The sequence below is a fragment of the Collinsella sp. LCP21S3_A9 genome, assembly GCF_052118785.1.
GTDB lineage: Bacteria > Actinomycetota > Coriobacteriia > Coriobacteriales > Coriobacteriaceae > Collinsella.
Genome location: NZ_JBQKGN010000018.1, coordinates 1 through 12,632, shown reverse-complemented (window position 1 = coordinate 12,632; position 12,632 = coordinate 1). Strand labels below are relative to the sequence as shown.

General features: G+C 59.9%; 9 protein-coding genes and 1 pseudogene. 7 read left to right on the top strand and 3 right to left on the bottom strand.

What is annotated here, in order from left to right:
- Positions 1-6 precede the first annotated feature (6 nt).
- On the bottom strand, positions 7-1,524 hold the full coding sequence (gene malQ, locus ACTQ05_RS07500) for a 4-alpha-glucanotransferase (protein WP_441538630.1): 1,518 nt from the start codon (positions 1,522-1,524) through the stop codon (positions 7-9).
- 207 nt (positions 1,525-1,731) lie between these two features.
- Positions 1,732-2,793, bottom strand: a complete 1,062-nt coding sequence (gene galE / locus ACTQ05_RS07495; protein ID WP_427728932.1) for a UDP-glucose 4-epimerase GalE — start codon at positions 2,791-2,793, stop codon at positions 1,732-1,734.
- Positions 2,794-3,059: 266 nt separating this feature from the next.
- Here galE and ACTQ05_RS07490 point away from each other — a divergent pair, with 266 nt between their 5' ends.
- Positions 3,060-4,265, top strand: a complete 1,206-nt coding sequence (locus ACTQ05_RS07490; protein WP_441538629.1) for a PcsB-like coiled-coil domain-containing protein — start codon at positions 3,060-3,062, stop codon at positions 4,263-4,265.
- 217 nt (positions 4,266-4,482) lie between these two features.
- Here the strand turns inward: ACTQ05_RS07490 and murB are convergent, their stop codons facing one another.
- Entirely contained in the window at positions 4,483-5,445 is a 963-nt protein-coding gene (gene murB / locus ACTQ05_RS07485; protein ID WP_441538647.1) for a UDP-N-acetylmuramate dehydrogenase, read from the bottom strand.
- 183 nt (positions 5,446-5,628) lie between these two features.
- On the opposite strand from murB, the gene ACTQ05_RS07480 reads away from it, so the two are divergent.
- The 6 genes and pseudogenes from ACTQ05_RS07480 to ACTQ05_RS07455 all read left to right on the top strand — a co-directional run.
- Positions 5,629-6,657, top strand: a complete 1,029-nt coding sequence (locus ACTQ05_RS07480) for a LacI family DNA-binding transcriptional regulator (RefSeq protein WP_118388843.1) — start codon at positions 5,629-5,631, stop codon at positions 6,655-6,657.
- A 204-nt stretch (positions 6,658-6,861) separates the two neighbouring features.
- Positions 6,862-9,390 carry a phosphoketolase family protein gene (locus ACTQ05_RS07475; protein ID WP_441538627.1) on the top strand — a complete coding sequence of 843 codons (2,529 nt, stop codon included), beginning with the start codon at positions 6,862-6,864 and terminating at the stop codon, positions 9,388-9,390.
- Positions 9,391-9,802: 412 nt separating this feature from the next.
- A complete protein-coding gene (locus ACTQ05_RS07470) occupies positions 9,803-10,294 on the top strand; it encodes a hypothetical protein (protein ID WP_441015930.1) in 492 nt (163 codons plus the stop codon).
- 35 nt (positions 10,295-10,329) lie between these two features.
- Positions 10,330-11,097: a GntR family transcriptional regulator gene (locus ACTQ05_RS07465; protein ID WP_154515124.1), complete on the top strand. Its 768-nt coding sequence runs from the start codon at positions 10,330-10,332 to the stop codon at positions 11,095-11,097.
- Positions 11,082-11,795 carry a GntR family transcriptional regulator gene (locus ACTQ05_RS07460; protein WP_154515122.1) on the top strand — a complete coding sequence of 238 codons (714 nt, stop codon included), beginning with the start codon at positions 11,082-11,084 and terminating at the stop codon, positions 11,793-11,795. Before ACTQ05_RS07465 ends, ACTQ05_RS07460 begins: the two co-directional genes overlap by 16 nt.
- 275 nt (positions 11,796-12,070) lie before the next feature.
- Positions 12,071-12,632 (top strand): annotated as a pseudogene (locus ACTQ05_RS07455) (SIS domain-containing protein); the annotation flags it as partial.

The following is a 12,632-nucleotide window of genomic DNA, read 5'->3' as shown; positions in this document are numbered from 1 at the left end:
TGGTTCCTATTGGGGAAGCTCGATTTCGGCTTCCGACGGGATGCGGAAGTAGGTCTCGGTCCAGTCGATGAGCTTGCGCTCGAGTTCGCGGGTGATGGCGCCATCAAGCATGCGCCACGTCCAGTTACCGCCCAGGGTGGCGGGGGTGTTAATGCGCGCCTCGTTGCCCAGATTGAGCAGGTCCTGCATGGTGTAGATACAGGTGTCACTCACGCTGGCGGCGATGGTGCGGTTGAGCGCGTCGGCCATGGACTCGCCTGCCTGCTGGTGGGTGTACAGGGCCGCCTGCTCGCGCTGACGCGGGGTGGCCGTTCCCTCATACCAGCCGCGTGCCGTTTCGTTGTCATGCGTTCCGACGTAGGCGACGGTGTTGGCAATGTAGTTGTGCGGCAGGTAGTAGGAGTTGCTGCCTTCAAAAGCGAACTGCAGAATCTTCATGCCGGGGAAGCCCGTGGTGTCGCGCATGTCGATGACGCCGGGGGTAAGAAAGCCCAGGTCTTCGGCAATGATGGGAAGCGTGCCGAGCTTTTCCTCGAGCACCTTGAAGAGCTTGAGGCCGGGTCCCTGCGTCCATGAACCATATGACGAATCGGGAGAGGAGAACGGCACCTCCCAAAAGGCTTCAAAGCCGCGGAAGTGGTCCAGACGGATGATGTCGTACATGTCGAGGGCGGCTCGGACGCGGTCCTCCCACCAGGAGAAGCCGTCTGCTTCCATGGCATCCCAGTCATAGATGGGGTTGCCCCAGTACTGGCCGGTGGCCGAGAACTGATCAGGCGGCGTTCCCGCGACGCTGACGGGATTGCCGGCGGCGTCGATCTTAAAGAGCCCGGGCGTGGCCCACATCTCGACGGAGTCGCGCGAGACATAGATGGGCAGGTCGCCGATGATCAGGATGTCGTGCTCGTTGGCATAGGCCTTGAGGCGGCTCCACTGGCGATCGAAGAAATACTGCGTCATCTGGTGGTAGAGCATGCGCTCGGGATGGGTGGCGCAGACCTTGGCGGATGCCGCGCCGCGGCGGCGGAGCTCCTCGGGCCACTCCCAAAAGGCTTTGAGTCCGCACTCCTCCTTCACGGTCATAAACTCGCAGTAGGGAATGAGCCAGTCCTCGTTTGCTTGGATAAAGTCGTCGAAATCGGCCGGCTTGTCGGCAGCAAAGCGCTCAGCGGCTCGATCGAGAATCTGACGGCGGCCAACAAAGATGGCACCGTAGTCGACGTTGCTGGGGTCGGAACCAAGGAAGACGCCGTCGATGTCACGCTGCTCCAGATAGCCGGCTTCGATAAGCTCGGCAAAGTCGATCAAGTTGGGGTTGCCTGCGCGGGCCGAGAACGACTGATAGGGCGAATCGCCATAGCTGGTCGTCGTAAGGGGCAGGATTTGCCAGTAATGTTGTTTGCACGAGGCGAGAAAATCGACGAAGTCGTAGGCATTCCAGCCAAAGCCGCCGATTCCGTATGGTCCGGGCAGAGATGAGACGGGCATGAGGACGCCGCTTGCACGCTCCATGAATGCGCTCACCAACCTTCTTGTTGTGGGGTCGGCCTGCCGATGGGTGTGCAGTCCGCCTCCGATGTTCTGATTCGATACACCTATTGTATACATGTTGTTTAAACATGTATAGGCAAGATAAAAAAGTTGGTCGATTTTCGGCGAATGGTTACATGCCATGAAAAAGCCCCGGTCTCACATCGTGAGATCGGGGCAAGAACGGTGTGTAGGTTTTTGCTACTCGGCGTCGGCGAAGCCGTTGGGGTTGTGGCTCTGCCAGTTCCAGCTGTCGCGGCACATGTCTGCGATGTCGTACTGTGCCTTCCAACCCATCATGCGCTCGGCCTTGGAGGCATCACACCAGTTGGCGGCGATATCGCCGGCGCGGCGCTCGCGAATCACATAGGGCAGCTCCTTGCCGCAGGCCTTGGAGAAGGCGGCGACGACCTCGAGCACCGAGGTGCCGGTGCCGGTGCCCAGGTTGAAGATCTCAACGCCGGTCTTGCCGTTCATCCAGTTGAGGGCGGCCACATGGCCCGAGGCCAGGTCGCACACGTGGATATAGTCGCGCACGCCCGTGCCGTCGGGGGTGGGGTAGTCGTTGCCAAAGACCTGAACGGCCTCGAGCTTGCCCACGGCAACCTGCGCGACATAAGGCACCAGGTTGTTGGGGATGCCCTTGGGGTCCTCGCCGATCAGGCCCGACGGATGTGCGCCGATGGGGTTGAAGTAGCGGAGCAGCACAACGTCCCACTCGGGATCGGCGGTGTGAACGTCCATAAGGATCTGCTCAATCATCCACTTGGTCCAGCCATAGGGGTTGGTCGCAGGCTTCTTGGGGTCTTCCTCGGTGACGGGCGGGTTATCCGGATCGCCGTAGACGGTCGAGGAGCTCGAGAAGATGATGGACTTGCAGCCATGGTTGCGCATAACGTCTACGAGCACCAGGGTGTTCTCGATGTTGTTGTGGTAGTACTCGACGGGCTTGCTCACCGACTCGCCGACGGCCTTAAAGCCGGCGAAGTGGATGACGCGGTCGATCTGATGGGTATCGAAGATCTTGTTCATGGCATCGCGGTCGAGCACGTTGGCCTCGTAGAAGGTGAGGTTCTTGGCGGCCTTGTCGCCCACGATGGTCTTGACACGGTCGACGGCGACGGCGCTGGAGTTGGAGAGGTCGTCGACGATGACGACCTGGTAGCCACCCTCGAGCAGCTGAACGACGGTGTGCGAGCCGATAAAGCCGGCGCCACCGGTTACGAGGACGCAGGTGTCTTTGGGGTCGAGTGCTTTGGACATGTAGTCTCCTATCGAATCAGGAACACTTCCTGAGGGAGTATAGCGCAGGCAGGGGCACCCAAAACGTGCAGGGCAGGAAAAGCAGACGAACATGCTAACGTACTCATGGAAATGTTTGGCGTGGGCATAACCTTGACTTTGACGTTTGCATACGAGCCGCCGACCATGGGGTTTGTTGCCGTTCGTGGAAATCGTTGGGACGTGTCGGATGTACGCTAATATGTATGAGTTGAGCGACATATAAATAAACATGTAACGGAGTAGATATGTCACCAAACAGCGATTCCATCCTTTCCCAGGAGCTTTCGCGTCGCACTGCCCTCAAGGCCTTGTTCGGCGCCGCTTCTGCAGCCGTTCTTTTTGGTCTGCCCGCTCGCGCCCATGCTGCGGAGGCCACCAAGGAAACCACCGACAAGCTCAATGCGGCCCAGGCTCAGCTTGACGAGGTCCAGGCCCAGCTCGACAGCATCGCAAATGAATACGCGGCGCTGGCCAACAAGAACGCCCAGACCCTCAACGATATCGAGAGCGTACAGGGCCAGATTGACAGCACGCAGGCGCAGATTGACGAAAAGAAGGCCGAGCTCAAAAAGAAGCGCGGCGATCTTTCCGATCGCGTTTCCGCCAGCTATAAGTCGGGCGGCACCAACATCCTGTCGCTGCTGCTCGCCTCGGGCTCGTTTGAGGAGCTCGTCGCCAATGCGCACTATGTTGAGAAGATCAACAAGAGCGACCGCGACGCCATCGAGGATATCCAGACCATCCAGAAAGAGCTCGATACGCAGAAGTCCGAACTCGAGTCGCAAAAAGCCGACTTGGAGAAGCTTAAGGACCAGCAGACTGCCCAGATGCAGGACATGCAGGCCAAGCAGCAGGAGGTCCAGACGGTTCTGAACGGCCTCTCCGACGATGTCAAGGAGCTCATGGCCCAGCGCGATTCCGAGATTCTCGCTGCCGCCCAGGCTGAGGAGGCTGCCAAGAAGGCTGCCGCTGCTGCGGCTGCCGCAAACAAGAACAATTCCTACTCGGGTGGTTCAAACTCGGGTGGCGGATCGTATGCGCCCGGAAATCCGCAACAGAATGCCGGCTCGGGCAAGCAGCAGGCTGTCGTCAACGCATGCTACTCCACGCCTTCGCCTGGCCTGAACTGGTGCGCCGCCTGGGTCACCAACGTCTTCCGCAACGCCGGCGTGGGCTACTTTGGCGGCAACGCGTGCGACATGTTTAACGCCTGGTGCTACAGCTCCGATCGTTCGGCGCTGCAGGTGGGCATGATCGTGGCCGACTCGTCGCACAGTGGCACCGGTATGCCGGGTCTGCTGTACGGACATGTGGGCATCTATGTTGGCGGCGGCATCGTTATGAGTAACGAGGGCGCCATCACGTCGAGGTCGCTTGACTCGTTCATTAGCTTTTACGGTACTGGCTCTGGCGTGCGCTGGGGCTGGCTCGGCGGTATTGCGCTGTCGTAGCTGCGGCTTGGTCCGGGACTGCGGGCGAGGCATAAGGCTGCCTGCTCGGGCAGTCCTGCTCGCGCGGAGAGCACATTAAGTGCTCTCCGGCTCGTGCGGAACTCGCGATCAACCTTATGCCTCTCGGACTGTCCCGGCCCTCACGGGTCCTGAGCACGACACACCGGACTGGGTTATCTGAATAAATATGGTGAAGGCCCCTTTTGGGGCCTTCTTTTTATAAAAATTCGCCTACTCGGTGGACTTCGGGTTCTAGGTCTACGCCGAATTGGTCTTTGACGGTTGCTTGGATGTGGCGGATGAGTTCGTCGACGTCGGCGGCGGTGGCGTGGTCGGCGTTGACGATGAAGCCGCAGTGTTTTTCGCTCACCTGGGCGCCGCCGACGGCATGGCCGCGCAGGCCGGCATCCATGATGAGCTTACCGGCAAAGTGGCCCTCGGGGCGCTTGAAAGTGGAGCCGGCACTCGGCATGTCGAGCGGCTGCTTGTCCTCGCGGCGTTGGCGGTAGTCGTCCATGTCGGCCTTGATCATCGCGGCGTTACCCGGGGCGAGATTGAAGGTGGCCGAAAGCACGATGAAGCCGTCGTCGGCGATGCGGCTCTTGCGATAGCCCAGATTGAGCTCGTCGACATCGAACTCGATGATGCTGCCGCTACCGCGGGTGCCGTCGTCGAGCATGCGGGCGGGCTTGTAGACACGTACAGACTCCAGCACGTCGGCCATGCAGGCACCGTAGGCGCCGGCGTTCATGTAGCAGGCGCCGCCGACCGATCCGGGGATGCCCGAGATGGGCTCCATGCCGGTGAGACCGGCCTCGGCTGCCGCGGCCGCAACATCCGAAAGCAGCGCACCGGCTGCTGCCGTAACGTGCGTGCCGTCGACGGTAATGTCGGAGAGGCCCTCGCCTAGCGCTACGACGACGCCGCGTATGCCCTTGTCGCCGACGAGTAGGTCGGAGCCGTTGCCCACGATGGTGAGTGGCAGATCGCAGCGATAGCAGGTATCGAGCGTGGCGACGAGGCCCTGCTCGGTGTCGGGCGTGACAAAGACGTCGGCCGGGCCGCCAATCTTAAACGTGGTGTGCTCGCGCATGGGCTCGCTCATCAACACGTTGTCCTCGCCGGCAACGCCAGCGAGCGCGCACAGCAGGTCCTCGTTAAAACAGTCGTTCTCGTGCATCCGAATATCCGCCTTTTTGTGGTCGTTGTCATCAATCGATTGCAATATACCCCACCTGGACGTATTTGGTGCGCTGGCGGCGATAAAACAGCCGTCTACCGGATTGGTAAAGTGTTTATCATCGAGGTAGAGGGGCAGTCGCTATACTTTCAAGAGATTGCGCGTAAACCCGGAAGGAGCGAGATGGCCAACAAAGTCACCCTCAAGCAGATCGCCCAGGAGGTGGGGCTTTCCCCCTCGTCGGTCTCGCTTGTTCTCAACAATCGGCCTTGTCGCATCTCGGAAGAAAACCGCAAGCTTATCAAGGAGGTCGCGGCGCGCAACCACTATGTTCCCAACCAGATTGCGCGCAGCCTGGTCATGCGCGAGTCACGCACCCTGGGTCTTATCGTCCCCAACATCGAGAGCCGATTTTTTGCCTCACTTGCCGGTAGCTTGGAAAAGCGCTGCCGCGAGGACGGCTATGCGCTCTTTATTACCAGCTCGGGCGGAAGCGCCGACGACGACCTGGAACTGCTGCGCCAGCTGGTGACGCGCGGCGTCGATGGTGTCTTCCTGGTGGTAGGCGACGAGTTCTCGGACGACCGTGCCCTGCGCGAAGAGGTCAGCCATCTACCCATCCCTGCCGTGATGGTCGACCGCGCCATTGAGGGGCTCGAGTGCGACAAGGTGATGTTCGACCACGAGATGGGTGGCTATATGGCTACCCGCTATCTGATCGAGCAGGGCCACCGTCGCATTGCCTGCTTGGTTAATGCGCGTCGTTCCAATACGGGTCGCAAGCGACTTGCCGGCTATGAGCGCGCGCTGCGCGAGGTTGGCCTGCCTATCGACGCGCGTTTGGAGTTTGAGAGCGAGTACTACATTCCGAGCGCCTACGAGGCCTCGGAGGCGGTGCTCGCAACCGACGCCACTGCCGTATTCGCGAGCTCGGACAACATTGCCCTCGGTTTGCTCAAGCGTTTGCACGAGATGGGGAAGAGCATCCCGGGCGATATTTCGGTGGTGAGCTATGACAACTCGGCGGCCGACGTTCTCTTTGAGCCGGCGCTGACCGCCATTGAGCAGGATCCTGGTGTCCTCGCGGAACATGCTTTTGGCTGCATGTCCAAGCGTCTTGCCGGTAGGGGCGGTAGGCGTGCCGAAGAGGTCGTCCTGGAGCCGGCGCTTATCGTTAAGGGCAGTGTGCTCGAGCTTACTAAACATAACTAAACACGTTTATCAATTTGCAGAGACCGAATGTGGAACACCTGTGGCAGACAATGCCGCAGGTGAATGTCGTGTTTTGTTGATCGATGTGATTGATAAGGGTGATAAAGCGTTTTTTCACCATGATAAAACGTTTTAGCAAATATACTAGTCCCAACGAATGGTTGCCGTATTGGAGGGCGACCGCACAGCGGAGGGACATAAACAATGGCTAAAACACTGGGGACGCCGTGGAAAAAGCTGGGCCACGAGGTGCCGGCTTCCGAGCTCGAGGGCGTCGACCTGTATTGGCGTGCATCGAATTATCTGTCCGTCGGTCAGATCTACCTTCGCTCTAACCCGCTCATGCGCCCCGACTTTGTCGATGAGAAAACCGGTGAGGTGCGCGACTTTGGTCGCCCGGACGTTAAGCACCGCCTGGTCGGTCACTGGGGCACCACGCCCGGCATTAACTTCCTGTTCGGTCATGTCAACCGCCTCATCGCCGATCACAACCAGAACGCGATCTTCTTGATGGGCCCGGGTCACGGAGGTCCCGCTGGCACCGCCCAGTCGTTGCTCGATGGTACCTACCGCGAGATTCGCCCCGACATTACCAATGACGAGGCCGGCCTGCAGAAGTTCTTCCGCCAGTTTTCCTACCCCGGCGGTATTCCGAGCCATTTTGCGCCCGAGACGCCTGGCTCCATCCACGAGGGCGGCGAGCTCGGCTACACGCTCAGCCACGCCTACGGTGCCGTCATGGATAACCCGAGCCTGCTGGCCGTGGCTGTGGTGGGCGACGGCGAGTCCGAGACCGGTCCGCTCGCGACCTCTTGGCAGTCTAACAAGCTCGTGAACCCGGCAACCGATGGTATCGTCCTGCCGATCCTGCACCTCAACGGCTACAAGATCGCAAACCCCACCATTCTTGCCCGCGTGTCCGACGAGGAGCTCACCAAGTTCTTTGAGGGCATGGGCTATAAGCCGCATTTCTTTGTCGCCGGCTTTGACGACGAGAGCCATGCGAGCATTCATGCGCGTTTCGCCGCCCTGTTCGAGCAGGTCTTCGATGAGATCTGCGACATCAAGGCCACAGCTATGGCCCAGGCCACTGCGGGCGAGACCGTGGTCCGTCCGGCCTATCCCATGATCGTGTTCCGTACGCCCAAGGGTTGGACCTGCCCCAAGCAGATTGATGGCAAGAAGACCGAGGACTCCTGGCGCGCCCATCAGGTGCCGCTGGCGAGTGCCAAGGACACCCACGAGCATTTCCGCGTGCTGCGCGAGTGGCTGCGCTCCTACAAGCCCGAGGAGCTCTTTACGCCCGAAGGCCAGGTGCGCCCCGAGGTGACGGCCTTTATGCCGACCGGCGAGCTGCGTATCGGCGCCAATCCCAACGCGAACGGCGGCAAGGTACGCCGCGAGCTCGAGCTTCCCGATATTCACGCTCACGAGATCCCCGTCGCAAGTAAGGGCCACGGCTGGGGCTCCACCGAGGCCGCCCGCGTCTTTGGTGAGTACACTGCCGATGTTTTGGCCAAGAACATGGATGATTTCCGCATCTTCGGTCCCGACGAGACCGCGTCCAACCGCCTGCAGGCTGCCTATAAGGTGACCAAGAAGCAGTGGGATGCCGGTTTCTACGAGGACGACGCCAACGACGAGCTGCTGGCCGGTTCCGGTAAGGTTGTCGAGCAGCTGTCCGAGCACCAGTGCGAGGGCTTCCTCGAGGCCTACGTGCTCACCGGCCGCTCCGGTGTGTGGAGCTCCTACGAGAGCTTTGTCCACGTGGTCGATTCCATGGTCAACCAGCACTGCAAATGGCTCGAAGCAACCAAGCGCGAGATTCCGTGGCGCGCTCCTATCAGCGGCCTCAACATTTTGCTGTCGAGCCATGTCTGGCGCCAGGACCACAACGGCTTTTCGCACCAGGACCCCGGCTTTATCGACCTGCTGCTCAACAAGGCCAACGACACGCATGTCGTGAATGCTTATTATCCGGCCGATGCCAATATGGCCCTTGCTGTGGCCGAGCGCGTCTACCAGTCCACCGACTGCGTCAATGCCATCTTCTGTGGCAAGCAGCCCGCCCCCACCTTCCAGACGGTCGACGAGGCCAAGTCTGAGCTCGCCGAGGGCGTAGCGACCTGGGAGTGGGCATCGACTGCCGACTCGCTCGCCGAGGCCGACGTCGTGGTCGCTACTTGCGGTGACGTGCCGACGCTCGAGGCACTGGCCGCAACCGATATGCTGCGCGGGCTGGACATCAAGGTCTGGTTTGTCAACGTAGTCGATCTGCTCAAGATCCAGAACGTCTGCGAGAACGACCAAGCTATCAGCGATGAGCGCTGGGCTGAGCTGTTTGGCCGCGGCGAGAAGCCCGTGCTCTTCGCATTCCACGCCTATGCCGGCACGATTCGCCGCCTGATCTGGAACCGCCCCGGCCACGATGCCTTCCGCGTCCACGGCTACGAGGAGAAGGGCTCCACGACCACGCCGTTTGACATGCTGCGCCTGAACAACATGGACCGCTGGGCCCTGGCCGCCGACGTGCTGCGCATGGTTGACGCCGATAAGTTTGCCGAGCAGATTGATGAGTGGGAGGCCTTCCGCACCGAGGCCTTTGAGTTCGCGTGCGACGAGGGCTTCGATCACCCGGCCTTTACCGACTGGGTCTGGCCCGATGCCGCGGCCGCAACCGCTGCTGACGGCGTACTCTCCGCAACGCAGCTAACTGCCGGCGACAACGAATAGCATCCGGGACGGTCTCGCGCTGGGGCCGCCTCCGGGCGGGTGCCTTCCTCTGAGAAGTGGGCTTCGCGAACTTCTCAGAGGAAGACACCCGCCCGGAGGCGGCCCTCTCGACCGTTTCGATATGCGGGGGCTGATTCTTTTTTATGTAATGGGGACCTTGCTTATGCTGCCTTAGAAGCCGTGCATCTAACTATGGTCAGCCAAGATTGCATTGCCGGGGCCGGGGAGGCATGCTTTTTTTTTAGAAGTTCGCGGAGCCCACTTCTCAAAACAAAGCATGCCTCCCCGGCCTCGTCCGTGAACTTTTCCGCTGGGCGAGCCATGGACACCACGCACCGATGCGGTAAAGCGGCGGCTTGAAATTGGTGCTATATTCAACTTGAGTTGTTTAATACTAGTACGGGAGGCTGATATGGGGCTGTTCAAGAAGAAAAACCCGCAGGATGCCTTTGATCCCGATGTGTTTACCATCACGGATACGATTTTGGACCCACCGCGGTTTACACTTTTGCCGGCTATCTACCAGGACGCCACGCGCCGCAAGTGGGCCGTGCATCAGCGCGGCGGCGAGCCGAAGATTTTTGACTATGCGGACGTGCTGCAGTGCGAGATTGTCGAGACCGGAAATCCCGAGGATGTGCCGGAGCTTAGCAATCGCGAACTAGCTCAGCAGATTTTGATTAATCCAGCTCAGGCTACCAAAAACAACGCTGCCAAGCGTAATATGTGCCTTGGTATGGGTGTCATCGTTGCCGTGCAAACCGGCGAGGATGAGATTTCGAAGCTTGAGATTCCGGTGACCGCGGGCGAAGTCAAGCGAGACTCCGGCCTATATCGGTCGTATCGGAACGTTGCGGAGCAGATCAAAGAAGCCTTCGACGCCATGGGGCGTCCGGAGCAATGATGCCCGCAGCATCAAGCGGTTGAGGAGCCTTGCCCATGTCGAGTGAACCATATGCGATTCCGCCCAAAGATCGCGCCTTTGAGGGCATTCTTTGGTATATCAAACATTATGACCTGCAGGGTGGTGACCGGCTGCCCGCCGAGCGTGTGCTTTGTGAAGAGCTGGGCGTGTCACGCACGGCGTTGCGCGCTGCGATCACGCGTCTGATTTCGTGCGGAACTTTGGAAAGCCGCCGCGGTTCGGGCACCTATGTGTGTCCTCCCAAACCGCTGAACATCTTTCAGGAAACATGGAACTATACGCAGGCGGTGGAGAGGGTTGGCTCAAAGTCGACCGCGCGCCTGGTTTGGTCCAAGGTCGTGTACGCCGATATCGATTTGGCCCAAAAAGCCCAGATCGACCTGGGCACGCCGCTCTTCTGCATTCGACGTGTGCGCGTGGTTAATGGTTCCCCGGCGTCGATTGAGACGGCTCACGTCAACCTGTCTTTGTGCCCCTCGCTTCCCGATCACGATTTTGAGCAGGAAAGCCTCTACGACGTTTTGCTTAAAGAGGGGAATGTCCATGTGGCGCACGGCAAGGAGTATATTTCCATCAGCCGTCTGAACGCCGACGAGGCCAAGTTGCTGGGTGCCCAGGAGGGCACGCCGGTGTTTTACAAAGCTTCGCACGAGCGTGACGAGAACGATGGCTTTGTCGAGTATTGCAAGTCCGTGATTCTGCCGACCAAGTATCGTTTTGCCGATAACGGGGAGGCGGACGGCGTTGCGACGAAGGTGGGTGTCGAATGGCTGATGCAGTAGAAGACTTGCCGGTTTACAAGCAAATTCGCCGCTGCATTGCGGAGCGAATTGAGCGCGGCGACTACCCGACGGGCTCGATGATTCCGTCCGAAAACGAGCTGGCCGAGGAGTTTGGCACGACGCGCCTGACAATCCGAAGCGCCATGGACGAGCTGGTCAAAAGTGGCCAGATTCGTCGGGTACAGGGCAAGGGCGCCTTTGTAGGACACAAGTGGTTTGACGAGCACGAACGCAAGGGCGGCTTCCGTCAGTCGGTTCTGGCGTCGGGTGCGACGCCGTCGGTGCGCATCCTGGCGCGCTCCAAACGCTACGCCGGCCCGTATTACGCCGACCTGTTTGACATCGCCGAGGACGATCTGCTTTACTCGGTGCGCCGTCTCAACTGCATTGATGGTGAGCCCGTATCGATCGAGATGACGCTGATTCCGTGTCTGCTGTTTCCGGGCATCGAAGACGTGGACATTTCGGTCTTCAGCCTGTTCGAGACCTATGACATGTTGGGGCGCAAGCCGGACAAGTCGATTGAGAAACTCGATATTGAAGCGCTGGGCGCACGCGATGCGAGTTTGCTCAATCTTGAGCCGGGCGATCTGGCGCTCGTACTGGAATGCCTGACCTATGACTCGAGTGGGCAGCCGATTGAGCATGCCAAGTCTTTTAACCGCGGCGATGCCGGCGGATATACCTACAACTATTAGCGTCTAGAGCATCCTCGTGCACGGCGGGGTGCTCATTTTTTACGGACATGTGTCGCATGACCGATGAGCGGCAAAAACTGACCGTCTACCGAGATGGGAGGACGAAATCAAAAAATCGGTATTAAAAACGGCTAACCTGTAATCGTTCACTGGTATTAAGAACCTTTGAATTGTTGAGCTTGGGGCCAAGATGTCCACAAGGTTAAGCGGCGCGACGGGGCGGCAAGCCCGGTCAGTCCGTGCGACAATTCGAACTGCTCGTGAAAGGAGCGGGAATGAAGGAGACCGAGAAGATCGAGATCATGCACTTCGACCAGGAGGGCTACCTCGAGGACGGCAGGAACGTCTACGAGGCCGGCAAGCGGATGACCGCCCTGGCCGACCGCGTGCACGAGGAGGGCTACGACGCCGTCTTCCTGATGGGCGTCGGCGGCACCTGGGACGAGTTCATGCAGCTCGAGTACCTCATGAACAAGTTCGGCGACCGCGACCTCGAGGTCTACCTGATCCACGCCGCCGAGTGGAACGTCATGGGCCACAAGCGCATGACCGACAAATCCGTTGTGCTGACCGCCTCCGAGTCCGGCACCACCCCCGAGGTGCTCGAGGCCGTCGGCAAGATGAGGGAGATGGGCGTGCGCGTCTTCGCCATGACCAACCCCGAGGGCAAGATCGGGCAGGCCGTGGGCGCCGAGAACTGCGTCATGATGGCCTCCGACCATGGCTCCGGCGGCTGCGAGAAGGGCTACTACCTCGCCGACTGCTTCGGCCTGCGCCTGCTCAACCGCCGCGGCTGCTTCCCCAAGTTCGACCTGTTCATCGAGCAGACGAAGGACG

What these genes read in the sequence shown, in the direction of transcription:
- galE (WP_427728932.1), bottom strand. Translation starts at nt 2,793, where the DNA reads ATGTCCAAAGCACTCGACCCCAAAGACACCTGCGTCCTCGTAACCGGT.
- ACTQ05_RS07470 (WP_441015930.1), top strand. Translation starts at nt 9,803, where the DNA reads ATGGGGCTGTTCAAGAAGAAAAACCCGCAGGATGCCTTTGATCCCGAT.
- ACTQ05_RS07475 (WP_441538627.1), top strand. Translation starts at nt 6,862, where the DNA reads ATGGCTAAAACACTGGGGACGCCGTGGAAAAAGCTGGGCCACGAGGTG.
- ACTQ05_RS07460 (WP_154515122.1), top strand. Translation starts at nt 11,082, where the DNA reads ATGGCTGATGCAGTAGAAGACTTGCCGGTTTACAAGCAAATTCGCCGC.
- ACTQ05_RS07465 (WP_154515124.1), top strand. Translation starts at nt 10,330, where the DNA reads ATGTCGAGTGAACCATATGCGATTCCGCCCAAAGATCGCGCCTTTGAG.
- murB (WP_441538647.1), bottom strand. Translation starts at nt 5,445, where the DNA reads ATGCACGAGAACGACTGTTTTAACGAGGACCTGCTGTGCGCGCTCGCT.
- ACTQ05_RS07490 (WP_441538629.1), top strand. Translation starts at nt 3,060, where the DNA reads ATGTCACCAAACAGCGATTCCATCCTTTCCCAGGAGCTTTCGCGTCGC.
- ACTQ05_RS07480 (WP_118388843.1), top strand. Translation starts at nt 5,629, where the DNA reads ATGGCCAACAAAGTCACCCTCAAGCAGATCGCCCAGGAGGTGGGGCTT.